This is a genomic window from Allobosea sp. P2_A10, assembly GCF_056405115.1.
Window position 1 is genome coordinate 104,224 of the sequence record NZ_JBFUCS010000003.1, and the last position, 24,254, is coordinate 128,477.

Below are 24,254 nucleotides of genomic sequence, written 5' to 3' on the forward strand. Positions count from 1 at the left end.
CTCAAAGGCCTCGCGCCCGCTTAAGCCTTCGCCCAGTACACGTCGAGCCCCTGCGGCCGCTCCAGCAGCAGATCGACGGGAAGCGCCACGGCACGCTCAGGCGCTGCCTTCAGCACGGCTTCCTTGACGCCGCCGGCCGCGAGCAGACAGGCCCAGCCGACACCGGCGAGCCGGCCGGCGGACAATGACAGGCGCGGCGGCAGGCCCGGCGGACGAGCCATAACGACGTCGCCATCGCCGCCAGCCACAGGCGCGCCACCGGGGAAGAGCGAGGCGATGTGGCCATCCGTTCCCATGCCGCAGACCAGGAGGTCGATCGGCGGCAGCGCCGACAGCACACCGCCCAAGGTCGAGGCAGCCGCCTCGATATCGCTGCCATAGCCGTGAAAGCTCAGGAAAGCGGCGCGCCCGTCCAGCAGCGGCGCGAAATTCTCGCGGATCATCCGCTCGTTCGAGGCCACGTCGTCTGGCGCGACGAAACGCTCGTCGGTCGGCAGCAGCGTGACCTTGTCCCAGGCGAGATCATGGTCGCCGAGACTTGCCAGGAACCGCGCCGGCGTGGTCCCTCCCGGCACGCAGAGCAGAGCCCGCCCTTGCGTATCCAGCAGAACCCGGAGCCGGATCGCGACCGCCTCGGCCAGCGCCTCGGACGCATCGTGCAGCGTCTCGAAGCGATGCCAGACCAGCGGGCCTGCGGCCGTCGACATCAGATCAGGTCCTCCGGATCGGCCCATGAGCGGCCCTCCCGCTCGATCAGGCCGATCGCCTGGGACGGCCCCCACGAACCCGCCGTGTAGCGATGCGGATGGGGGGCATAGTCCTGCCAGCCGGCAATGATCGGATCGATCCAGGCCCAGGCCTGCTCGACCTCGTCGCGATGCATGAACAGGGTCTGGTCGCCCCGGATGACGTCGGTGAGCAGGCGTTCATAGGCATCGGGCGTGCGCTCGTCGAAGGCGGTCGAATAACGCAGATCGAGCTGGCGCGGCACGATCTTGAGTTTGCCCGAACCCGGCACCTTCATCATCAGCTGGAGCTGGACGCCGTCATTGGGCTGGAGCCGGATGACGAGGCGGTTGGCGTCGAGCCTGTCGCAGCTGCCGCCGCCGAAGATCGAGTGCGGCACCGGCTTGAAGGTCACCGCAATCTCGGAATAGCGCTGCGCCATGCGCTTGCCGGTGCGCAGATAGATCGGGACGCCGGCCCAGCGCCAGGTGTCGATCTCGCAGCGCAGGGCGACGAAGGTCTCGGTGTTGCTGGCATGGCCGAGTTCGTCGGCGTAGCCGCGCACGCGCTGGCCATCCATCTGGCCGGGACCATATTGCCCGCGCACGGTGTAGCGCTGGACGTCGGGGCCGACGATCGGGCGCAGCGCCTTCAGCACCTTGATCTTCTCGTCGCGAACTGCGCCGGCCTCCAGCATGTTGGGCGGCTCGATGGCAAAAAGCGTGAGCAGTTGCATGAGATGGTTCTGCACCATGTCGCGCATGTGGCCGGCCTTGTCGTAATAGCCGGCGCGGGTCTCCAGCCCGACCGTCTCGGCCACCGTGATCTGGACGTTGTCGATGTCGCGGCTCGACCAGGAGCGCTCGAACAGCGTGTTGGCGAAGCGCAGCACCAGCAGGTTCTGCACCGTCTCCTTGCCGAGGTAATGGTCGATCCGGTAGGTCCGGTCTTCCGGGAGGATGGCGGCGACGGCGTCGTTGATCTCGCGCGCCGAAGCCAGATCGCGCCCGAGCGGCTTCTCCAGAATGATGCGCGAGGTCGGCGTCAGGATGCCGGCCTTGTCGAGGTTCTGGCAGATCGGGATGAAGAGGTCCGGCGGCGTCGAGAGATAGAAGGAGCGGACGCGGTCGGTGTCGCCGAGCGCCTTCTTAAGCGCCTTGAAAGTCTCGGGCTTCAGCGCATCGGCCTGCACCATGGTGAGGCGGCGCAGGAAATCCGCGATCTGCTCAGGGCCGAGCCCTTCCTCCTTGAGGCGCTTGGCAACCTGCTTGGGCAGACCCTCGACATCCTCCTCCTTGCGGACCATGGCGAGGATGCGGCTGTCCTCCGAGAAGACGCCCTCCCGGTTGCGCTGGGCCAGCGCCGGAAACAGCTTGCGCAAGGCGAGATCGCCGCTGGCGCCGAAAATCACGAGATCGAAGGTCGGCACTGGCGTGCGCTCGGGCGCGGCCTCCAGTCTCGGGGCGCGGTCGGCGATGGCATCCATGGGATTGGGCTCCGTGACGGTCAGGCGGCTGTCGAGTTGAAGGCAAGCCTGCGACGAGAATGAGACCTCGCAGGGATCTTGCCAAACGCTTTGGCGGCAAGGCCGCACTGCCCCGTCAGCCGGCGCGCCTGAAGCCCTCGCTCGCGGTTAGCAATTGCTGGGCGTAGGCGGTCTGCGGGCTGCGGGCCGCGAGTGTGGCGGAGGTCATCTCCTCGACGCCGCGCCCGAACTGCATCACGAGCAGGCGCTCGCACATATGCGCGACCACGGCGAGATCGTGGCTGACGAGGATGTAGGTGAGCTTGCGTTCATGGCGCAGCGCCTGCAGCAGGTTCAGGACCTCGGCCTGGATCGAGACGTCGAGCGCCGAGGTCGGCTCGTCCAGCAGCAGGATCGTCGGCTCCAGCACGAGCGCGCGGGCGATCGCGACGCGCTGGCGCTGGCCGCCCGAAAGCTGGTGCGGGTAGCGGAACCGGAACGAAGACGGCAGCCCGACCTCGGCCATGGCCCGGGCGATTTTGGCCTCGGCATCACGAATCCCGTGGATCGCCAGCGGCTCGGCCAGCGCATCATCGACGGTCTTCTTGGGATGGAGCGAGCCGTAGGGGTCCTGGAAGACCATCTGGGCGGCGCGGTGAAAGGCCTTGTTCCGGATCTTGGGCTGGCTCTCGCCCAGGATCGCGACATCGCCGCTCCATTCCCGGTTGAGGCCGGCGAGAACACGCAGCACGGTCGATTTGCCCGAGCCGGACTCGCCGACGATGCCGTAGCTCTCGCCGGGCTGCACGGTGAAGGAGAGGTCTTTCACGACATGCGAATCGCCGAAGGAGACGTTGAGCTTGTCGATGATGATGGCGGGTTGCGTGGGCATGTCGGTCCCGCTCATGCCAGCCATGCCGGATCGCGGTTGAGGGTCGAGAGCTTCTCGCGGGGGTGGTCGAGATCGGGCAGGCAGCCGAGCAGGCCCAGCGTGTAGGGGTGGCGGCGACCGCGCGCGGATTCGTCGGCGAGCTCAGCGGCCGGCAGCGTCTCCATCGCCTTGCCGCCATACATCACGATCACGCGGTCGCAGAAGGACTGCACCAGATGCAGGTCGTGGCTGATGAAGATCAGCCCCATGCCGCGGCTGGTGACGAGATCGTCGAGGATTTTCAGGATCTGCAGCTGCACGGTGACGTCGAGCGCAGAGGTCGGCTCGTCCGCGATCAGGATGTCGGGCTCGGCGATCAGCATCATCGCGATCATGACGCGCTGGCCCATGCCGCCCGAGACCTCGTGCGGGTAGAGTTCGTAGACGCGCCCCGGCTCACGGATCTGTACGGCCTCGAGCATGGCGAGGCTGCGCTCCCTCGCCTCCCTGGCGCTGGCCTTGTGATGGACGCGATAGGCCTCGGCGATCTGCTCGCCCACGGTCTGGACCGGGTTGAGCGAGAATTTCGGATCCTGCATCACCATCGAGATGTGGCGGCCGCGCAGCTTGCGGCGCGTGCGCTTGTCCATCGTCAGCAGATCCTGGCCGCGATAGACCATGCGATCGGCCAGCACCTCGCCGGGATAGGGGATGAGGTCGAGGATGGCGCGGCCCGTCATCGACTTGCCGGAGCCGGATTCGCCGACGATGCCGAGCCGCTCGCGGCCCAGCGTGAAGGACAGGCCCCGGACCGCGCGCACAATGCCGGTCGGGGTGTGAAAATTGACGCGGAGATTGTCGAGTTCGAGCAAGGGCGTTTCGCTTGTCATGGTCACCTCTGGTCCATGACGTCGCGCAGACCGTCGCCGAGCAGATTGAAGCCGAGCGCGACGATGCAGATGGCCAGCCCCGGGAAGGTCGCGACCCACCACTGGTCGAAGATCTGCTCGCGGCCGGCCGAGATCATCGCGCCCCATTCCGGGATCGGCGGCTGCGCGCCCAGGCCCAGGAAGCCGAGGCCAGCCGCAGTCAGGATGATGCCGGCCATGTCGAGCGTGGTGCGCACGATCAGCGAGGGCAGGCACATCGGCACGACATGCTTCCAGACGATGCGCCACTGCGAGGCGCCCTGCAGCCTGACGGCGGCGATATAGTCCTGCTGCCGGATGATCAGCGTCTCCGCCCGGGCGACGCGGGCATAGGGCGGCCAGGCGGTAATGGCGATGGCGATGACGGCGTTCTCCAGCCCGGGTCCGAGCGCGGCGACGAAGGCCAGCGCCAGCACGAGGCGCGGGAACGCCAGGAACACGTCGGTGATGCGCATCAGCAGCCGGTCGACCCAGCCGCCGAGATAACCCGAGGTCGCGCCGATCAGGAGGCCGATCGGTCCGACCGAGATCACGACGAGGACGACGATGACGAGCGTCACCCGCGCGCCGTAGACGATGCGGCTGAAGATGTCGCGGCCGAGCGAATCCGTGCCGAACCAGTTGACACCCGAAGGCGGCATCAGACGCCGGTCGAGGTTCTGGGCCAGCGGATTATGGGGCGCGATCACCGGCGCAAGGGCCGCGACCAGCAGCAGCGCGACGACGATCACGAGCCCGGCGACCGCCAGCGGATTGCGCTTGAAGGCGAGCCATTGCCGGTAGAGCTGGCCCAGCCGCGCCTGTCCGCGCGAAGCTGGTGAGTCGGTGACGAGATAGTCGGTCCAGGTGCTCATGCCAGCTCGAGTCGAATGTTGCGGCCCACCGCTCTGGCGGCGCGCGAGAGCATGCCGAGCGTGACCGAATCGTTGTTGGGATCGAGCAGCCGGTTCAGTTGCGCTCTGCTGGTGGCCAAGCGCCGCGCCATTTCGACCTTAGTGATTTTCTGCTCCTGCATGATTTCGCTGAGTTGCCAGGCGATGACTCGCTTGACGGCGGTCTCGGTGACCTCCTCGTAGATGCCATCTTCCTTCAGGAAATCGTCGAACGACTGCCCGAGGCGACCTTTCTCAAGACCTTCTCTCAAGACCTTCGCTCATCTCACAATCCTTTCATCCGCCTCGTGGCGATATCAAGCTCGCGATCCGGCGTCTTCTGAGTCGTCTTTTCGAAGTCATGCAGAAGCGCCATCCGACCCTCGTGAATGCAGAACAGAACCCGCGCGATGCGCCCGCCCGAGAGGTTCGTTCTCACCTCCCAAAGACCCTTGCGTCCCGCCAGAGAGCGACACAGAGGCATGCCGACAGGCCAGCCAAACTCCACCGTCTTGATATCGATTCCGATCGCCTTCCGATCCTCCGGAGAGAGACCCCGTAGCCACTCCCTGACGGGAGCAGCGCCCCTCTCGGCTCATAGAATTTCGCGGCCAGCTTCTTTTCGAATGGCTTAGGCATGAGTACCAAAATTGATACATTGACGCAATGACTGCCTTTACCGTGTCCTGGGATCGACCAGACGGCCGATGATGTCGGAGATGAGATTGACGCCGATGAAAACGCCGCCGACGACCAGCGTGCCGCCGAGGACGGCATTCATGTCGGCATTGAGCAGCGAGTTGGTGATGTAGCGGCCAAGCCCCGGCCAGGCGAAGATCGTCTCGGTCAGCACCGAGCCCTCCAGCAGATTGGCGTAGGAGAGCGCGATCACCGTGACGAGCGGCACCACCGCGTTGCGCAACGCGTGACGCCAGATCACCCGGACCTCCGACATGCCCTTTACGCGGGCGGCGACGACGTATTGCTGCTGCAGCTCGGTGATCATGAAGCTGCGCGTCATCCGGCTGATATAGGCGACGCTGAGCAGGCCGAGCACGGCCGAAGGCAGGATCAGGTGCGACCAGGCGTCCCGGAACGCCTCCCATTCGCCCTGCATCGCCGCGTCGATAACGAGGACGCCGGTGATCGGATCGACGAAATCCTGATAGGCCACGCCGATGCGGCCGGGACCGCCGACCCAGCCGAGCTTGGCGTAAAACAGCAGCAGGCCCATCAGGCCAAACCAGAACACCGGGACGGAATAGCCGAGCAGGCCGATCAGGCGCGCGAGCTGGTCGGGCCAGCGGCCCTGATAGACCGCAGCCAGCACGCCGAGCGGAACGCCGAGCGTCACGCCGATGGCCGTGCCGAGCGTCGCCAGCTCCAGCGTGGCGGGAAAGACGCGCTTGATGTCGTCGACGACGAGATTGGAGGTCAGCACGGACTTCCCGAGATCGCCGGTGAAGACCTTGCCGACATAGATCGCAAATTGCTGCCAGAGCGGCTTGTCGAGGCCGAGCGCGGCGCGGGCTGCATCGTAAACGTCGGGCTTGGCGTTGTCGCCGACCACCGCCAGCACGGGGTCGATCGGTATGACGCGGGCGATGAAGAAGGTGACCAGCAGCAGTCCGAAAATCGTGATCGCCACCGTCGAGATTTCGCGCCAGGCCAGCTTGCCCCAGCGCATCGACCGTCCCGCCATGCCTGTCGCCATAAAGACCCGACCGCTTCTTGTTGTTGGGGTTTTCGTCGTCTTGCCGGGGATTGCCCAAGCAAGAAATCCGCCGCGGCCGTTACAGCCGCGGCGGATCGATCACGAGAGCCGATCTCAGTTCTTGCTGAGCTTCGAGTAGAGGTTGCTGGCCGAGCCGGGCCCCAGGATCAGGCCGTCGACGTTCTTGCGGTGGGCGGCGACCTCGACCTGCTGGAACATGATGACGAAGGGCGAGACCTTCTGGTGCTCGCGCTCCATGCCCTCATAGCCGGTCTTGCGGGCCTCGCTGTTGGTCTCGAAAACCAGCGCGCCGGTCTTCTTGCTCATCTCCGGGATGTCCCAGGCATTGCGCCAGGCGAGCGTCTTGGAGCGGGCGTCCTCGGCGTTGTTTTCGTTGATCGCGAAGGTCTCGGCGTTGGTGTGCGGGTCCTGATAGTCCGGCCCCCACTGGCCGATATAGATGTCGTGGGTGCGGGCGCGGTACTTGGTCAGGGTCTGCTTGCCGTCGCCGGGGATCAGTTCGAGCTTGATGCCGGCCTGGGCCCAGTTCGCCTGCACCGCCTGCGCGATGTCGGTGATCGGGTTGACCGAGCGGGTGTCCATGGTGACCGAGAAGCCGTTCGGCAGGCCGGCCTTGGCGAGCAGTTCCTTGGCCTTGGCGGGGTCGAACTTGTAGGGCCGGTCGTCGATGGCGCCGAGGAAGCCCTTGGGCAGGAAGGCCTGGTGCGGCTTGTAGGTGCCGAACACGATGTTGCGCTCGATGGAATCGTAGTCGACGAGGTATTTCAGGGCCTCGCGAACCTCGGGCTTGGCGAGGTTGGGGTTCTTCTGGTTCAGGCCGAGATAGAGGATGTAGCCCTTCTCGCCGACCTGCTGGACGACATCGGCATTGGCCTTGACGGCTTCGAGCTGGTCCTTGGACAGGTTGCGGGCGTAGTCGACGTCGCCCTTCTCGAGCAGCAGGCGCTGCGATGCGGGCTCGGCGACGTGGCGCACCACGACGCGCTTCATCTTCGGCGCGCCCATGAACCAGGCGTCGTTGGCCTCGAGCGTGTACTGCTCGTTGGCGCGCCAGGCGCGCAGCTTGTACGCGCCCGAGCCGGCGGAGTTCTGCTTGAGCCACTCATAGCCGAAATCGCCGGCCTTCTCGTTGGCCTTGACCAGCTTGGAGTCGACGATCGAACCGACATTCGCCGTCAGGCAGTTCAGGAAGAAGCTCGGCGCGTAGGGCTTGTCGACGGTGATCGTGACGGTGCTGGCATCAACCGCCTTGACCATCGCGGTGACGTTGTCCTTGGTCAGGCCGAACTGGGTCAGGATGAAGCCCGGCGACTTGTTCAGCGCCACGACGCGCTGGAACGAATAGACCACGTCCTCCGCCGTCAGCGGATTGCCCGAGTGGAACTTGACGTTGGGCTTGAGCTTGAAGGTGTAGGTCTTGCTGTCGGGGCTGATGGTCCAGCCCTCGGCGAGATCGCCGTAGAGCTTCGAGGGGTCGGCCAGATCGAACTTGACCAGCTTGTCGTAGACGTTGCCGACGACTTCGCCGCCGGAAAACTCGAACACCTCGGCCGGGTCGAGCGAAATGATGTCGTCGATCTGCTTGGCCATGACGACCGTGTCCTTCGGCGTCTGGGCCATCGCGGTCGAGGCCATCAGGGCGCTGAAGGCGGATACCGCCAGCAATTTCGCTACATGACGCATGGAAATTCCCCATCGTTTGATTTCGCCGGCCGCTTTTCGGCCGTTCGGTGCATTTTGGGACCAGTTCACGGGCGATGTCCAGCCATGACGCTCGCAAGCGCCCGCAGCCCGAAGGCAGCCCATGCCTAATTCTTGCGCAGCCGCTCGATTCGATGGCGCAGGCGCGAACAGTTTGCTGCTTTGCCTGCCCAGCCTGCATCGCTAACGTGGAGCTTGCGGGGCGGCTTGCCCCGGGACTTCAGCAGGTGCTTAGCCCTTGGCCATCATCGCCGCGCTCAACCACGTCACCCATTACAGCTATGACCGCCCGGTCACGCTGGGGCCGCAGATCATCCGCCTGAGGCCGGCGCCGCATTGCCGCGCGGCGATCAACAGCTACTCGCTGAAGGTCTCTCCGCCTGAGCATTTCGTGAACTGGCAGCAGGATCCAAGCGGCAACTGGCTGGCGCGCTTCGTCTTTCCCGAGCCGGTGAAGGAATTCCGGATCGAGGTCGACCTCGTCACCGAGCTCTCGATCATCAATCCGTTCGACTTCTTCGTCGAAGCCGACGCCGAGATCTTCCCCTTCGCATACCCCGAAGAGCTGCGCGCCGAGCTTGCGCCCTATCTCGTCACCGAGCCGGCCGGGCCGCTGCTCGAAGCCTATCTCAAGACGATTCCGCGCGAGCCGACCAACACCGTCAACTTCATCGTCGATCTCAACGCGCGGCTTGCCGGCGGCATCGCCTATGGCATCCGCATGGAGCCGGGCGTGCAGGAGCCCGAGCACACGCTCGACATCAAGTCCGGCTCCTGCCGCGACACGAGCTGGCTGCTCGTCCAGATCATGCGGCATCTCGGCTTCGCGGCGCGTTTCGTCTCGGGCTACCTGATCCAGATGAAGGCCGACATCGACCCGCTGGAAGGTCCGCGCGGCACCGACAAGGATTTCACCGACCTGCACGCCTGGTGCGAGATCTACATCCCCGGCGCCGGCTGGATCGGACTCGACCCGACCTCGGGGCTGCTCACCGGCGAAGGACATCTGCCGCTGGCGGCCACGCCGCATTATCGCTCGGCCGCGCCGGTCTCGGGCGCGGCGAGCTATGCCGAGACGACCTTCGACTTCGCCATGAGCGTGGCGCGGGTGCACGAGGTGCCGCGCATCACCCTGCCTTTCTCCGACGAGAGCTGGCAAAAGCTCGATGCGCTGGGCGAGCAGGTCGAGGCCGATCTGAAAATGCAGGACGTGCGCCTGACCATGGGCGGCGAGCCGACCTTCGTCTCCGTCGACGACCAGATCGGCGAGGAATGGAACATCGCCGCTGTCGGGCCGACCAAGCGCCAGAAGGCCGACGACCTGATCCGCCGGCTGCGCGAACGCTTCGCGCCCGGCGGCATGCTGCATTACGGCCAGGGCAAATGGTATCCCGGCGAGAGCCTGCCGCGCTGGGCCTTCGCGCTGTACTGGCGCGCCGACGGCGAGCCGATCTGGCGCGACGCCGCGCTGATCGCGCGCGAACCCGGCGCATCGACCGGCGGCGACCGCGAGCTGGAGGCCGCCGCCTCGATCCGCGATGCGGAGACGCTGGCGGCCGGCCTTTCGGACAAGCTCGGGCTCGGCGCCGACTATGTGCTGCCGGCCTATGAGGACACCGGGCACTGGCTGCTGAAAGAGGCGCAGCTGCCCGACAATGTCGACCCGCTCGATCCACGCCTCGCCGATCCGGAGGAGCGGGCGCGCATGGCGCAAGTCTTCCAGCTCGGTCTGGGCAAGCCGCGCGGCTACGTTATTCCGGTGCAGCGCTGGCAGTCACAGGCCGGCGACCGGCGCTGGCGCTCGGAGAAATGGAAGCTTAGGCGCGGCATGCTTTTCCTGGTGCCGGGCGATTCCCCCGTCGGCTACCGGCTGCCGCTCGGCTCGCTGCCGGTGATCCCCAAGGACCAGTTCCCGCACATCCATCCGCAGGACCCGATGGAGCCGCGCGGACCGCTGCCGCGCTACGGCTTGGCGAGCGGCGCGTCTGCTCCCGCAACCGCTGTCGCCGACAGCCAGCCGGCCTCGCCTGCCGCCACGCCACAGATGTCGCGCTCCGTCGATCCCGCGCCGGGTTCCGGCGCGCAGGATCGCACCGAGCAGGAAATCGGCGGCGAGCATGTCCGCACCGCCATCAGCCTCGAGGTTCGCGACAACATCCTGTGCGTCTTCCTGCCGCCAGTCGAAAAGCTCGAGGATTATCTCGAGCTGATCGCCAGCGTCGAGGCCGTCGCCACCGATCTGAACCTGCCGGTCCATATCGAGGGCTATTCGCCGCCCAGCGATCCGCGCCTCAACGTCGTCAAGGTGACGCCCGATCCCGGCGTGATCGAGGTCAACATCCACCCGGCCAAGAACTGGCGCGAAGCGGTCGAGATCACACGCGGCGTCTATGAGGAGGCGCGGCAGACGCGGCTCTGCGCCGAGAAGTTCATGGTCGACGGTCGCCACACCGGCACCGGCGGCGGCAACCATGTCGTGCTCGGCGGCGTGACGCCGCCGGACTCGCCCTTCCTGCGCCGGCCGGACCTGCTGAAGAGCATCATCCTTTACTGGAACAGGCATCCTTCGCTGTCCTTCCTGTTTTCGGGCCTGTTCATCGGCCCGACCAGTCAGGCGCCACGCATCGACGAGGCGCGCTTCGACCAGCTCTACGAACTGGAGATCGCGCTGGCGCAGGTGCCTGGTCCGGGCCAGCCCACGATCCCGCTTTGGCTGGTCGACCGGCTGTTTCGCAACCTGCTGGTCGACGTCTCCGGCAACACCCACCGCACCGAAATCTGCATCGACAAGCTCTATTCGCCTGATGGGCCGACCGGACGGCTCGGGCTGATCGAGTTCCGTTCCTTTGAAATGCCGCCCGATGCGCGCATGTCGCTGGCGCAGCAGCTCCTGATCCGGGCGCTGGTCGCGTGGTTCTGGCGCGAGCCGCAGGGCGGCAACCTCGTACGCTGGGGCACGACGCTGCATGACCGCTTCATGCTGCCCGAGATGGTCTGGCAGGACTTCAAGGAGGTGCTCGCCGATCTCGGACGCGCCGGCTATGCCTTCGATCCGGTCTGGTTCGAGGCGCAGGCCGAGTTCCGCTTTCCGTTCTTCGGCAAGGTCGAGCATGGCGGGGTCGAGATCGAGATCCGGCAGGCGCTCGAACCCTGGCACGTCATGGGCGAGGAAGGCGCGATCGGCGGCACGGTGCGCTATGTCGACTCGTCCGTGGAGCGCCTGCAGGTCAAGGCCAAGGGGATCGTGCCCGGCCGTCACATCATCACCTGCAACGGCCGCCGCCTGCCGATGACGCAGACCGGCGGCACGGGCGAGGCGATCGCCGGCCTGCGCTTCAAGGCGTGGCAGCCGTCGTCAGGGCTGCACCCGACGATTCCGGTGCATGCGCCGCTGACCTTCGACATCGTCGACACCTGGGTCGGGCGGTCGCTCGGCGGCTGCGTCTACCATGTCGCCCATCCCGGCGGCCGCAGCTATGAAACTCCTCCCGTGAATTCTTACGAAGCGGAAGCCAGACGGCTCGCACGTTTCGAGGCGATCGGTCATAGTCCGGGCGCGCTGGCGATTCCGCCGGAAGAGCGCAGCGTCGAATTCCCGCTCACCCTGGATTTGCGACGCCCTTCAGGAGTGTAGACGCAAGCGATGGCGTTGCAGGGCCGATCACCGTCGATGCGCGTGAAGGCGGAGCGGCGCAACGCCCTGCTGGCCGGCTATCGCCCGCTGCCGGGCGCCTATGATGAGTTCATGGCCGCCGACGGTGCAATCCGTTCGCATTGGGAGCCGTTCCTGTCGGAATGGAGCGCGCTCAGCCAGGACGAGCTTGGCCAGCGCTTCGGTCTCGCCGACCGGCATGTCCACGACACCGGCGTCTCCTACCGCGTCCATGGCGATCTCGACGAGCGCGACCCCCTCGCGGGCGAGCGGGCCTGGCCGCTGAACCATGTGCCGCTCGTCATCACCGGGGCGGAGTGGCAGACGATCGCGGCCGGTGTGGCGCAGCGCGCACAACTGCTTTCGTCCGTGCTCGACGACATCTACGGCCCGGCGAAAATGATCGAGAGCGGGCTTCTGCCGGCGGCGATCGTCACCGGCAGCCCCGACTATCTGCGCCCCCTGCAAGGCGCGCCCGGCGGCGGTTCCCTCCAGCTCTACGCCGCCGATCTCGGACGCGGGCCCGACGGGCGCTGGTGGGTGCTCGGCGACCGCACGCAGGCGCCATCGGGTGCGGGCTATGCGTTGGAGAACCGGCTGGCGCTGGCGCGCGCTTTCCCCGACCTGTTCCGGAGCATGAATGTCGAGCGGCTGGCCGCCTTCTTCCAGGGTTTTCGCGCCGGGCTCGTCGCCAAATCCCGCCGCGTCGAACCGCGCATCTGCCTGCTGACGCCGGGTCCGCTGAACGAAAGCTATTTCGAGCAGGCCTATCTCGCCAAATATCTCGGGTTCCTTTTGGTCGAGGGTGGCGACCTGATGATGCGCGACGGGCGCATCCATGTCCGCACCATCGCCGGCCCCAAGCGCGCCGACGTGATCTGGCGGCGCATCGACGGCGATTTCTCCGATCCGCTCGAACTCAACGCCCGCTCGGCGCTTGGCGTCGCCGGCCTCGTGCAGGCGGTGCGGCAGGGCAATGTCCATGTCGCCAACGGGCTCGGCTCCGGCGTCGTCGAGGGGCGCGGGCTGATGGGCTTCCTGCCGGCGCTGGGCGAGCAGATTCTAGGGCAGGAGATGATCCTGCCCAATGTCGCGACCTGGTGGTGCGGCCAGCCGCGCGAGCGCGAGGCGGTGCTCGACCGGCTCGACGAGATGAGCATCGCGCCGGCCTTCCGCTCGGCCGGCGGCGGCCTCGACACCGATCCGGTGCTGGCCGGCGAGTTGCCTGCAGCCGAGCGCGCCGCGCTTCGAGCCCGGATCGAGGCGCGGGGCATGGACTATGTCGGCCAGGAGGTCGTGCGGCTCTCGACCATGCCGGTCTTCCAGAACGGCCGGCTGATGCCGCGCCCGGTGACGCTGCGCGTTTTCGCCGCCGCCACGCCCGATGGCTGGAAAGTCATGCCGGGCGGCTTTTGCCGGATTTCCGACGCACCCGACGCACGCGCTGTCAGCATGCGCAGCGGCGTGCGCTCCAGCGATGTCTGGGTGACGTCGGACGCGCCTGTCGAGCAGGTTTCGCTGCTGCCGGTGGCCGACCGTATCCCGATCCGCCGGCTCGTCGGCACGCTGCCGAGCCGCGCCGCCGACAATCTGTTCTGGCTCGGGCGTTATCTGGAGCGGACAGAGGCGACGCTCAGGCTGGTCAGAGCCCTGCTCGGCCGGCTGATCGACGCCGATGTGACCAATCCGGCGCGGCCCGACACGGTGCGCCGCCTCGCCAACCTGCTCGTCGCCTGGGGCGCTGCCCCGGCGACCAAGGGCCTGACGGCAAAGAGCGCGATCGCGCGCAATCCTGCCGGAGGCAAGGGTTCGCCGGTTCTGGCGCAGGCGACCTCGGCCCTCTACGACGCAGCCGAATATGGCTCGGCGCGCGCCAATATCGGCGAAGCGCGCCGGACGGCGTCGGTTATTCGCGAGCGCCTCTCGGTCGATGCCTGGCGGATCTTCGGCGACCTCCAGCGGCAGCTCACCCTCGAGCCGGGACGGCAGCCGAGCGAGGGCGAGGTCTATGAGAGCGCCGACCGGGCGCTGAAGTCGCTCGCCGCCTTCTCGGGCCTCTCCCAGGAGAACATGGTGCGCGGGCCGGGCTGGCGCTTCCTCGATATCGGCCGGCGCATCGAACGTGGCATCGCGACCTGCCGCTTCGCCCGGCATTTCGCCGAGACGACGGCCCAAAGCGACGGGCTCGACGCCCTGCTCGACCTGACCGATTCCCAGATCACCTATCGCTCGCGCTACATGGTCGGCGCGAGCCTGCAGCCGGTGCTCGATCTCGTCATGCTCGACCCCTATAATCCGCGCTCGGTCGCTTTCCAGGTCGACAGGCTCGACACCGAGATCGCCGACCTGCCGGTGTTGAGCGAGGACGGCATGCTGGAGGCCCCGCGCCGGCTCGTGCTCAAGCTCGCGACCGAATGCCGGACGGCTGAGGCCGGACGGCTCGACCGCACCAGCATCCTGCTGTTCGAGCAGTTGATGATGGGGCTGTCGAGCGCGATTGCCGAGCGCTACTTCCTGCAGAACAGCGCCCCCGAAGGCTCGAGGCTGACAGGCATCGCGTGATCTACGACGTCCGTCACATCACGACCTACGGCTACAGCCGGCCGGTCCCCTTCGCGCGCTGCATCCTGCGGCTGCTGCCGCGCAGCGATGGCGGCCAGACCATGCAGCGCGGCGAGCTGTCGGTGACGCCTCGGCCAGCCGAGCGCTCGGATACGCTCTGCTTCTTCGGCAACCAGATGACGACGATCACGATCTCGAAGCCGCATCGCGAGCTGAAGGTCGAGATGCGTGCGCGCGTCGCCGTCAACCGCCCTGCTCCGCCGTTCCCCGGCCTGACGCGGCATTGGGAGGAGGTCGGCGCGCTCGCGCTCGCCTCGACCAGCCTCGCCCCGGATTCGCCAACGCACCATCTGTTTCCGAGCCGGCTGGTGCCGCCCGTCGGCGAGGTCGTGGACTACGCGCGCAAAAGCTTTTCGCCGTTGCGGCCGGTGCTGGAGGCGGCCAGCGAATTGATGGCCCGCATCCGCCATGATTTCGAATACGACCCCGAGGCCACCGAGGTCTCGACGCCGCTGGCCGAGGCTTTCGCCAAGCGCCACGGCGTCTGCCAGGACTTCGCCCATATCATGATCGCCGGGCTGCGCGGCCTTGGACTGCCTGCCGCCTATGTCAGCGGCTATATCCGCACCATCCCGCCGCCGGGCGAGAAGCGGCTCGAAGGCGCCGACGCGAGCCACGCCTGGGTGATGCTGTGGTGCGGGCCGGAGACCGGCTGGATCGGACTCGACCCGACCAACGACCTGATCGTCGCCGACGACCACATCGTCACAGCCTATGGGCGCGACTATGCCGACGTCTCGCCGCTCGACGGCGTCCTTGTCGGCCCCGGCTCGCAGAAGATCGGCATCGCCGTCGACGTCATTCCCGTCGGCTGAACCCAACACTCCCTTACGAAGAGGCCTTCCATCGAGATAGTTGCTATGGCAACTTATCGACAGGTTGCGCCGCGGCACATCGAATCGCGACCGCGCAGCATGCCGCCTCTGGGTTTGGGAGAGATCATTGCGAACGCAGGTCGCCATCATCGGTTCGGGCCCTGCCGGGTTGCTGCTCGGCCAATTGCTGCATCTGGCCGGGATCGACAGCGTCATCCTCGAACGCAAGAGCCGCGACTATGTGCTGGCGCGCATCCGGGCGGGCGTTCTGGAACAGGGTACGGTCGATCTCCTCGACAAGGTCGGCGCCAGCGCGCGGCTGCACGAAGAGGGGCAGCAGCATCACGGCGTCGAGCTCCTGTTCGGCGGCCAGCGCCACCGCATCGCGCTCGACCGGCTGACCGGCGGCAAGCACGTCACCATCTACGGCCAGACCGAGATGACGCGCGACCTGATGGATCTGCGCGCGGTGCAAGGGGCCAAGACCGTCTTCGAGGCTGGCGACGTCGCGCTGCACGGCTTCGACGGCGCTACTCCTTATGTGACCTATACCGAGAACGGCCTCGGCAAGCGACTGGACTGCGAGATCATCGCCGGCTGCGACGGCTATCACGGCGTCTCGCGGGCGAGCGTGCCCGAGGCTGCGCTCAAGGTCTTCGAGCGGGTCTATCCGTTCGGCTGGCTCGGCATTCTGGCGGATGTCCCGCCGGTTTCGCCCGAGCTGATCTATGCCGGCGAGGAGCGCGGTTTTGCGCTGTGCTCGATGCGCTCGGCGACGCGCAGCCGCTATTATGTCCAATGCGCGCTGGACGAGAAGATCGAAGACTGGTCGGACGATCGCTTCTGGGACGAGTTGCGCCGGCGACTCGATCCCGCGACGGCGGAAGCGCTGGCGACGGGGCCCTCGATCGAGAAATCGATCGCTCCGCTGCGCTCCTTCGTCGCCGAGCCGATGCGTTTCGGCAGGCTGTTCCTCGCCGGCGACGCCGCCCATATCGTGCCGCCGACCGGAGCCAAGGGGCTGAACCTCGCGGCGGGCGACGTGCACTACCTGTCCGACGCGCTGATCGAGTTCTTCGTCGAGCGCTCGCAGGCCGGCATCGACGCCTATTCGCATAAAGCTCTGGCGCGGGTCTGGAAGGCCGAGCGCTTCTCCTGGCACCTGACCTCGCTGATGCACCGCTTCCCGGAGAACGGCGCGTTCGAGCAGCGCATGCAGAGGGCGGAACTCGACTATCTGGTGTCGTCGGAGCACGCGATGGCGGCGCTGGCGGAGAACTATGTCGGGCTGCCTTATTGAGCGCCGCAGCCTCAACATGACGAAACCTTAATCCGGCGATCCGGAACAGGCCCCGCATGACGTTCGTTTGTCTCCTGCTCGCAAAGAGCCGAAACGGAGGAACGACCGATGCACAGACGTTCATTCATCGCGGCCCTGATCGGCGGCACGGCGGCGCTCACCGGCGGCGCGGCCTTCGCCCGATCGACGCCTGCGGCCGATGCGGTCGCCGCCGGGCCCGTCGAGGTTCCGGCCGCCGCGCTGGATCAGGCTGACGCCGAGTTCACGCATATGCCTCCCGGCCCGCGCTGGCGCGCACACCGCGCCTGGCACCGCCGCAATCGCAGGGTGCGTCGCCGCTGGCGCCGCCGTGTCTGGCGCGGGGGCCGCTGGCACTACTATTGGTAAGTGACGATGCTGCCGCCCTTCGGGGCGGCAGCTGCGTTTCGGACGGAGGGCCAGCTCAAGCCAGCGTGTAGGCCGTCTTGACCGTCGTATACATCTCCTTGGCGTAGGCGCCCTGCTCGCGCGGGCCGTAGCTCGAGCCCTTCCGGCCGCCGAAGGGGACGTGATAGTCGACGCCCGCCGTGGCGAGGTTGACCATCACCATGCCGGCCTCGCTATTGCGGCGGAAATGCGTGGCATGCTTCAGCGAGGTCGTGCAGATGCCGGCCGAGAGGCCGAACTCGGTGTCGTTGGCGACGCTCAGAGCCTCCTCGTAATCCTTGACGCGGATGACGTTGGCGACCGGGCCGAAGACCTCCTCGCGCGAGATGCGCATGGCGTTCGTCGTCTCGGTGAAGAGCGCAGGCTGGAGATAGAAGCCGGGCGTCTCGCGGTTCAGCAATTCGCCGCCCCAGGCGAGCTTGCCGCCCTCGTCGCGGGCGATCTGGATGTATTTCAGATCCTGGTCGAGCTGGCTCTGGTCGACGACCGGGCCGATATGGGTGCCGCTTTTGAGCGCGTCATCGACGACGACACCCTTCAGGCGTTCGATGCAGGCCTCGACGAAGCGATCATGGATGCCGGCCTGCACGATCAGGCGCGAGGACGCCGTGCAGCGTTGGCCGGTGGAGAAGAAAGCCCCGGTGACGGCGCATTCGACGGCGATCTTGAGATCGGCGTCATCGAGCACCACGAGCGGGTTCTTGCCGCCCATTTCGAGCTGGACCTTCTTCATCGGCGAGGAGGCGATGCAGGCCTCGGCGACCTTGCGGCCGGTCGAGACCGAGCCGGTGAAGGAGATCGCGTGCACGTCCTTGTGCTGCAGCAGCGCCTGGCCGACGACCGAGCCGCGACCCATCACGAGGTTCAGCACGCCCTTGGGCAGGCCGGCGCGCTGGATGATGTCGACCAGCGCCCAGGCCGAGCCCGGCACCAGATCGGCGGGCTTGATGACGACGCAATTGCCCCAGGCCAGCGCCGGCGCGATCTTCCAGGCCGGGATCGCGATCGGAAAATTCCAGGGCGTGATCATGCCGATGACGCCGACCGGCTCGCGCGTGATCTCGACGCCGACGCCGGGACGAACCGAGGGCACGGCCTCGCCGCCCAGCCGCAGGCATTCACCGGCGAAGAAGGCGAAGATCTGCCCGGCGCGACCGGCCTCGCCGATGCCCTCGGCCAGGGTCTTGCCTTCCTCGCGAGACAGGAGCCGACCGAGCTCCTCCCTACGGGCGAGGATCTCGTCGGAAGCCTTCTTCAGGATCTCGTAGCGCTCCTGCGGATTGCTGCGGCTCCAGGCCGGAAAGGCGGCCTTGGCGGCGGCGACCGCGTCGTTGAGCTGATCGACCGTGCCCTGCGCATACTCGCCGACGACATCGCCGGTGTTGGAGGGATTGATGTTGCGCGAGGCGTTGCCCGCGCCGGTCCACTCGCCGGCGATCAGGTTCTTGAACATCTGCGTCATGTCGGGCCTCCCACGGCGTTTTTGATTTCGTGGGTGGTGGTAGCGCCTTTGGCCGGGATACGCCAATGCGCCGGCCTCATACGGCGGGTGCATCGGCGTATCGCGGGACCGGAATCAGAACTCCGCGTCGAGTTCCTCAAGCTCTTCCGGCTCCGATTGCGCGTCCTCGATCCAGCTTTTCAGCGCCGGCCATTGCGCGATCGTCGCGCAATACGCCTTGCTGACCGGATCGAGCGCGACGTCATAGGTCAGGAAGCGCGTGCAGACGGGCGCATACATCGCATCCGCGATCGAGAGCTTGCCGAAAAGATAGGGCCCGCCATAGGTCTTGAGGCATTCGCGCCAGATTTCGGTGACACGGTCGATGTCGGCCTGAGCGCCTGCCCAGACCTTGAAGCCGGGATAATGCGCCTTGAGATTCATCGGCAGCGCCGAGCGCAGATTGGCGAAGCCCGAATGCATCTCGCCGCAGACGGCGCGGCAATGGGCGCGCGCCTTTGCGTCCTGCGGCAGCAACCCGGCCTTGGGCGCGATCTCGTCGAGATAGGCCGCGATCGCCAGCGTGTCCCAGACCTTGACGTCGTCATGGGTCAGGCACGGCACGAGAAAGGACGGCGACAGCAGCAGCAATTCGGCCCGCGCAGAGGGATCATCGACCGACAGCATGCGCTCCTCGACCGCCAGGCCCGCCATCTGGCAGAGCAGCCAGCCCCGCAGCGACCACGACGAGTAGTTCTTGCTGCTGATGGTCAAGGTGGCGGCGGGCATGTCGGGCATCCTCTGCGACAGAGCGAGCGATCTTAGCAAAAGATGTTCCATTGCGGGCGACATGCTAGAACAATCTTGCGGACAAAGCCTTTTGCAGTGCAACATGACTGCGGGGTGGCAGGCTGACGGCGGCGGATAGGCCGTCCGGGGGCCGAGCGCTGTTCGTTCGGGGTCGCACACTGATGCTCTATGCTGCCTACCAGGCTCAATCAGACCTCATCAATCCAGCCCGCATGATGGCCCAGGCCGCGCTGACCGCGCTCGGCGCCAAGGCCATGATGGGCCAACCCGTCGATATCCGCGCCGCGGCCGCGGCCTATGAGATGATCACGCGCGCCGGGCTGACGCATGAACGACCGCCCTACGAGATCGACAGCGTCCGCGACGGCAATCGCGATGTGCCGGTGAGCGAGGAGGTCGTTCTGACGCTCCCCTTCGGCAGCCTGCTGCGTTTTCACAAGGACACCGAGTCGGCCCAGGCCAAAGTGCTGGTGGTCGCGCCGATGTCGGGCCATTTCGCGACGCTGCTGCGCAACACCGTGGCGACGCTGCTGCGCGACCACGACGTCTACATCACCGATTGGCACAACGCCCGCGACGTCAGCCTCGACCACGGCGTCTTCGGCTATGACGACTATGTCGACACGCTGATCGCCTTCATCGAGAAGCTCGGCCCCGACACCCATGTCGTCGCCGTGTGCCAGCCTTGCGTTCAGGTGCTCACCGCCGCCGCCGTGATGGCGCAGGCGGGCAGCGCTTTCCAGCCGCGCAGCATGACGCTGATGGCCGGTCCGGTCGACACCCGCATCAACCCGACGGCCGTCAACAAACTCGCCTCCGACAAGCCGATCGAATGGTTTCGCAAGAACCTGATCGCGACGGTGCCGGCGCGCTACCCGGGCGGCGGCCGCAAGGTCTATCCCGGCTTCATCCAGCTCGGCGCGTTCCTGGCGATGAACATGCAGCGCCACGTCAACGCGCATATCGACATGTTCACCCACCTCGCCACCGGCGAGACCGAGCAGGCAGCGGTGATCAAGAAATTCTACGACGAGTATTTCGCGGTGCTCGACCTGCCGGCGGAGTTCTACCTGGAGACCGTGCAGTGGATCTTCCAGGAAGCGCGGCTCGCGGCGGGCACGCTGGAGTATCGCGGCGAAAAGGTCGATTGCCGCGCGATCAAGCGCACGGCCCTGCTCACCGTCGAGGGCGAGCGCGACGACATCTGCTCGCTTGGGCAGACGTCCTCGGCGCATGATTTGTGCGGCGGTCTCAAACCCTTCCGCAAGCGCCACCACATGCAGGCCGGCGTCGGCCATTACGGCGTCTTCTCCGGTCGCAAATGGGACGGGCAGATCTACCCGATCGTGCGCAACATGATCCTGGCCAACAGCTGAGCCGGACGCTCACTTCTCCTTGATCGACAGGCCGTTCTTGCCGACCGATATCTCGACGCCGTCGGGCTGCTTCTTTTCCTGATAGAGCGCGTATCCAGTCGCGGCGAGGCCGGCGACGAGGAGCACGACGAGGGCGACAAGCAGATTGCGCGAAGCGGGCATCAAACGGTCCTGAACTGAACGCCGCGGAGGTTCGTGGCGGCTTCTCAACCGTTTGTGCAGCGCAATGTTCCCGCGCGACGCAATTCAGTTCGCGGCGACGCCGAACCAGCGGGTCGCGATGAACAAGCCGCCCGCGGCGGCGGTCGCTGTCAAAACCATGCCCCAGACGAGGTCCACCAGCGCCAGAGAGACGGAATAGCCGCGCAGCGTGGCCAAGTTTGTGGCGTCATAGGTGCCATAGGCGATGAAACCGAGCGCCGCGCCACTCAGCGCAGCGGCCATCAGGCCGCCAGTGCCGAGGTTGGGCAGGATCGCGAACCAGACCACACCCGCGACGTAGAACAGATAGAACAGCGCGGCGACGCCGAAACGCGGCTGATCGAGCATCAGATCGCCCAGACGCGAAACATAGAAGCCGCGCGCGACGTAACCGAGCCAGAGCGCGTCGAGCGGGAACAGGACCAGCGCGGTCGCGGCGTAAAACAGCAGGAAGCGCGTCATTCCGGTCGGTCTCCTGCACGCAGCGCCAAACGACGGCCGCCAACCCTACATAGGACAACCGCTCGACATGGCGAGGGTTCCGCTGCCGTCTCAGCGGCCCCGCGTCATACCTTGGCCGGCCAAGGCGACTGCAAGGCTCGACCAGGCGATGCCGAGGCACCAGCCAGCGATGACGTCGGTGGGCCAATGCACGCCAAGATAGATCCGGCTGAAGCCAATCAGGATGATCATTATCCACGCCAGAACCAGACAAAGCCTTGTGATCTCGACCCGTCTCGCAGCAAGCCCGACGAAGCCGGCAATGCAGAGCAGCGTCACCGCCGACAGGAAGGCATGGCCGCTGGGGAAACTCGCGGTAAAGGTCAGGGCGACGGGCTCGACGATATCGGGCCGCTCCCGCCCGATCAGGATCTTCAGCCCGGTGCTGGTCAGGGTCGCCGCCAGAACGCTGATGACGAGGCCGATGGCGAGGCGGCGCTGGTTGGCGACCCACAGGGTGAGGCTCGCCGTCAGCGTCATGAAGCCGAGGCCGACGAAGCTGCCGAGCGCCGTCAGATCGCGCATCGCCTCGCGCAGCCAAGGCGGGCCGAGCGGCGTCGCGGGATCGCCGGTCTCGCGCAGCAGCAGGACGAGCGAGGTGTCGAAGGCGAAGCTGCGGCCCGACGCGATGAACAGCGCAAGGCCGAGAAAGCCGAAGCCGGCGGCGAGCGGAATGAGAAGGCGGGGCTTGAGCGGAAACATCGATGTCCTGGAAGGCGGTGCGCGAATCGTCAGATAGGCGGTGCCGGCTCGTTCAGACAGCCCTTGTTCAAACGGCCCTGGCCGCGATGATGCTGATCGCCTTCGGCAGCAGGCGATAGGCCAGCGAGCCGGCCCTGCGCTCGACCTCGCCGTCGAAGGTGATGTGGCCGCGACGCTTGTCGCGGCGGGTCAGCGTCACCTCCTGCGCCGTGAACGAGGTCAGATTGCCCGACTCACGCCAGCGGCCCGAGACCACCGAAAGCGCAGCCTTCCCGCGCGAATAGAGCCCGCCGGCGTTGAGGATGTGGACCTCGAAAACGCCGCCGTCGAGCTTCGCGCGCCGCCACTCGGCGCCGTCGAAGCTGTTGATGGTGACCAGCACCGCGTCGGCCTCCACCTCGCGATATTCGTTGCCGGTGCGGATCTCCACCTTGATGGCGCGGGTGAACAGGATCGAGCGGGTCGCGGCGACGGCGAAGGCCGCCGCCCGGCTGAAGGGAAAGCGCCGGCGCGCATGCTCGCGCTCGCGCGCCATCAGGCTGAAGAAGCCCATGCCGGAAATCGAATGGAACAGCCGGTCGTTGACCCGGCCAACATCCATGATCACGGGCTCGCCCTTGCAGAGCGCCTCGACCTGATGCTCCAGCGCGCCATGGAGGCCGAGATCGCGGCCGAGCACATTGACCGTGCCGAGCGGCAGGATGCCGACGGGACGGTCGGCCTCGATCAGCAGCGGCAGGACGCCGTTGATCGTGCCGTCGCCGCCGGCGATCACCGGAATGGCGTCGAGATCCCTGATCGCGAGAGCAAGCGCGTCGTCGATCTCGCGTGGATGCACCAGCTTGACCTGCACGCTGCAATCATGCGCCGCGAAGGCCGCCTCGATGCGTCGCGAGAAGGCCTCGGGCCCCGCCTCAAGCACGGTTCCGGCGCGCGCGTTGACGATGACGGTATGATGCATGCCGGGCAGGCTCGCCTCAAACGGGCTGCGCTGCAAGCACAGGGCGTCGGCGTTCACCTCAATGCCGCCTGCTGCTGCCATCGCGCCTCCGCGGGAGGCGGCGTCGTTTCAGGCAGCGCCTCGTCGATCTCCTCCGTGATGACCTCGAAACGCTGCAGTCCATGCTGCCCGAAGGAATTCACCATCGCGACGTCAGTGGCGTCCCTGCCGCGCGCGATCACGACGCGCCCGATGCGGGCCATGTTGTGACGGGCGTCGAATGTGTACCAGCGCCCGTCGAGAAAAACCTCGAACCAGGCGTTGAAGTCCATCGGGGACGGATCCCTGGGCACGCCGATATCGCCGAGATAGCCATTGCAGTAGCGCGCGGGGATGTTGAGGCAGCGGCACAGTGCGACCGCCAGATGCGCGAAGTCGCGGCAGACGCCGATGCGCTCATCGAAAGCCTCGGCGGCGGTGCGGGTGGCACGGGCGAAATGATAGCCGAAGGTGATGTGGTTGTGGACGAAATCGACCACGGCCTGCACCCGCTGCCAGCCCGGCGCGATGTGGCCAAACAGGCTCCACGCCTGGCCTGAGAGCTTGTCGGTCTCGCAATAGCGGCTGCCCATCAGATAGACGAGCGCCTCGTCGGGCAGGCGCGAAGGCGGCACCTCACGGGCCGATGGGTGGACCGGATCGGGCTCGCCTGAATCGTGGACGACGCCTTCCGACTGCAGCAGCACACCCCCGGCCGGCGCGACGAGACGCCGGCAGATGTTGCCGAACTGGTCGAGATATTGCGACACCGGCACATCGATGGACGGGTTCAGCAGCGAGGTCGCCACCATCTCGTCGGGCCGGATCAGATCGTGCCGGCGCGAGGGATGGACGTCGAGCAGGGTAATCAGCGGCAAATCCTGCTGGCAGACGAGCTCGATACGGTAGCCATAGCGGATCTGCACGGCGCTCTCCTGGGTTTCAGCCTGACCAGCGTGTGAGGGCTGCAGTCGACCGGGAGCCGACCACCATTCGTCTCGATCATAGGATCCGAGGGTACATTTGGGTCTTGAAGTTAGAATCTTGGAGTATGTCGGTTTTCAGGACGCGCTGCGTCCGGAATAGTTCCCGCGAAAGGGAAGATGCGGGCCTTTCGGCCCGCATCCCGC

General features: G+C 66.5%; 22 protein-coding genes. 6 read left to right on the plus strand and 16 right to left on the minus strand.

Annotated features, from left to right (window positions below):
* Positions 1–20 precede the first annotated feature (20 nt).
* The 9 genes from AC1DZY_RS06440 to AC1DZY_RS06480 all read right to left on the minus strand — a co-directional run bounded on the left by AC1DZY_RS06440 (position 21) and on the right by AC1DZY_RS06480 (position 8,281).
* Positions 21–707: a 6-phosphogluconolactonase gene (locus AC1DZY_RS06440; RefSeq protein ID WP_476819260.1), complete on the minus strand. Its 687-nt coding sequence runs from the start codon at positions 705–707 to the stop codon at positions 21–23.
* Positions 707–2,212 carry a glucose-6-phosphate dehydrogenase gene (gene zwf / locus AC1DZY_RS06445; protein WP_476819261.1) on the minus strand — a complete coding sequence of 502 codons (1,506 nt, stop codon included), beginning with the start codon at positions 2,210–2,212 and terminating at the stop codon, positions 707–709. The genes AC1DZY_RS06440 and zwf overlap by 1 nt, the downstream gene beginning before the upstream one ends.
* Before the next feature lie 115 nt (positions 2,213–2,327).
* Complete coding sequence (locus AC1DZY_RS06450) at positions 2,328–3,083, minus strand: ABC transporter ATP-binding protein (RefSeq protein WP_476819262.1); 756 nt, start codon at positions 3,081–3,083, stop codon at positions 2,328–2,330.
* 11 nt (positions 3,084–3,094) lie between these two features.
* Complete coding sequence (locus AC1DZY_RS06455) at positions 3,095–3,952, minus strand: ABC transporter ATP-binding protein (RefSeq protein WP_476819263.1); 858 nt, start codon at positions 3,950–3,952, stop codon at positions 3,095–3,097.
* A 2-nt stretch (positions 3,953–3,954) separates the two neighbouring features.
* Positions 3,955–4,845 carry a nickel transporter permease gene (nikC, locus tag AC1DZY_RS06460; RefSeq protein ID WP_476819264.1) on the minus strand — a complete coding sequence of 297 codons (891 nt, stop codon included), beginning with the start codon at positions 4,843–4,845 and terminating at the stop codon, positions 3,955–3,957.
* Positions 4,842–5,135 carry a helix-turn-helix domain-containing protein gene (locus AC1DZY_RS06465; protein WP_476819265.1) on the minus strand — a complete coding sequence of 98 codons (294 nt, stop codon included), beginning with the start codon at positions 5,133–5,135 and terminating at the stop codon, positions 4,842–4,844. Before AC1DZY_RS06465 ends, nikC begins: the two co-directional genes overlap by 4 nt.
* A gap of 14 nt (positions 5,136–5,149) precedes the next feature.
* Positions 5,150–5,371 (minus strand): type II toxin-antitoxin system RelE/ParE family toxin, encoded by a 222-nt coding sequence (locus tag AC1DZY_RS06470; protein ID WP_476819266.1) that lies wholly within the window; start codon positions 5,369–5,371, stop codon positions 5,150–5,152.
* A gap of 168 nt (positions 5,372–5,539) precedes the next feature.
* Positions 5,540–6,565, minus strand: coding sequence for an ABC transporter permease (locus AC1DZY_RS06475; protein ID WP_476819267.1), 1,026 nt, complete (start codon positions 6,563–6,565; stop codon positions 5,540–5,542).
* 126 nt (positions 6,566–6,691) lie between these two features.
* Complete coding sequence (locus AC1DZY_RS06480) at positions 6,692–8,281, minus strand: ABC transporter substrate-binding protein (protein WP_476819268.1); 1,590 nt, start codon at positions 8,279–8,281, stop codon at positions 6,692–6,694.
* A gap of 256 nt (positions 8,282–8,537) precedes the next feature.
* Between AC1DZY_RS06480 and AC1DZY_RS06485 the strand changes: the two genes are divergently transcribed.
* The 5 genes from AC1DZY_RS06485 (at position 8,538) to AC1DZY_RS06505 (ending at position 17,075) form a co-directional block, all read left to right on the plus strand.
* On the plus strand, positions 8,538–11,933 hold the full coding sequence (locus tag AC1DZY_RS06485) for a transglutaminase family protein (RefSeq protein ID WP_476819269.1): 3,396 nt from the start codon (positions 8,538–8,540) through the stop codon (positions 11,931–11,933).
* Between the two features lie 36 nt (positions 11,934–11,969).
* Positions 11,970–14,513, plus strand: coding sequence for a circularly permuted type 2 ATP-grasp protein (locus AC1DZY_RS06490; RefSeq protein WP_476819270.1), 2,544 nt, complete (start codon positions 11,970–11,972; stop codon positions 14,511–14,513).
* Positions 14,510–15,388, plus strand: a complete 879-nt coding sequence (locus tag AC1DZY_RS06495) for a transglutaminase family protein (RefSeq protein WP_476819271.1) — start codon at positions 14,510–14,512, stop codon at positions 15,386–15,388. The genes AC1DZY_RS06490 and AC1DZY_RS06495 overlap by 4 nt, the downstream gene beginning before the upstream one ends.
* Positions 15,389–15,515: 127 nt before the next feature.
* Positions 15,516–16,688, plus strand: coding sequence for a 4-hydroxybenzoate 3-monooxygenase (pobA, locus tag AC1DZY_RS06500; protein WP_476819272.1), 1,173 nt, complete (start codon positions 15,516–15,518; stop codon positions 16,686–16,688).
* 108 nt (positions 16,689–16,796) lie between these two features.
* On the plus strand, positions 16,797–17,075 hold the full coding sequence (locus AC1DZY_RS06505; protein ID WP_476819273.1) for a hypothetical protein: 279 nt from the start codon (positions 16,797–16,799) through the stop codon (positions 17,073–17,075).
* Positions 17,076–17,130: 55 nt separating this feature from the next.
* On the opposite strand, the gene AC1DZY_RS06510 is transcribed toward AC1DZY_RS06505, so the two are convergent.
* Positions 17,131–18,576 carry an aldehyde dehydrogenase family protein gene (locus tag AC1DZY_RS06510; protein ID WP_476819274.1) on the minus strand — a complete coding sequence of 482 codons (1,446 nt, stop codon included), beginning with the start codon at positions 18,574–18,576 and terminating at the stop codon, positions 17,131–17,133.
* A gap of 114 nt (positions 18,577–18,690) precedes the next feature.
* Entirely contained in the window at positions 18,691–19,344 is a 654-nt protein-coding gene (locus tag AC1DZY_RS06515) for a glutathione S-transferase family protein (protein ID WP_476819275.1), read from the minus strand.
* Positions 19,345–19,526: 182 nt separating this feature from the next.
* Here AC1DZY_RS06515 and AC1DZY_RS06520 point away from each other — a divergent pair, with 182 nt between their 5' ends.
* Positions 19,527–20,741, plus strand: a complete 1,215-nt coding sequence (locus AC1DZY_RS06520; RefSeq protein ID WP_476819276.1) for a polyhydroxyalkanoate depolymerase — start codon at positions 19,527–19,529, stop codon at positions 20,739–20,741.
* A 9-nt stretch (positions 20,742–20,750) separates the two neighbouring features.
* Here AC1DZY_RS06520 and AC1DZY_RS06525 read toward each other — a convergent pair whose 3' ends face one another.
* The 5 genes from AC1DZY_RS06525 to AC1DZY_RS06545 form a co-directional block, all read right to left on the minus strand.
* Positions 20,751–20,903, minus strand: a complete 153-nt coding sequence (locus AC1DZY_RS06525) for a hypothetical protein (protein ID WP_476819277.1) — start codon at positions 20,901–20,903, stop codon at positions 20,751–20,753.
* A gap of 84 nt (positions 20,904–20,987) precedes the next feature.
* On the minus strand, positions 20,988–21,404 hold the full coding sequence (locus tag AC1DZY_RS06530; RefSeq protein ID WP_476819278.1) for a DUF2177 family protein: 417 nt from the start codon (positions 21,402–21,404) through the stop codon (positions 20,988–20,990).
* A 90-nt stretch (positions 21,405–21,494) separates the two neighbouring features.
* A complete protein-coding gene (locus AC1DZY_RS06535) occupies positions 21,495–22,145 on the minus strand; it encodes a phosphatase PAP2 family protein (RefSeq protein ID WP_476819279.1) in 651 nt (216 codons plus the stop codon).
* 67 nt (positions 22,146–22,212) lie between these two features.
* Positions 22,213–23,187: a diacylglycerol/lipid kinase family protein gene (locus tag AC1DZY_RS06540; protein WP_476819280.1), complete on the minus strand. Its 975-nt coding sequence runs from the start codon at positions 23,185–23,187 to the stop codon at positions 22,213–22,215.
* Positions 23,160–24,050, minus strand: coding sequence for a transglutaminase-like domain-containing protein (locus AC1DZY_RS06545; protein ID WP_476819281.1), 891 nt, complete (start codon positions 24,048–24,050; stop codon positions 23,160–23,162). Before AC1DZY_RS06545 ends, AC1DZY_RS06540 begins: the two co-directional genes overlap by 28 nt.
* Positions 24,051–24,254 lie beyond the last annotated feature (204 nt).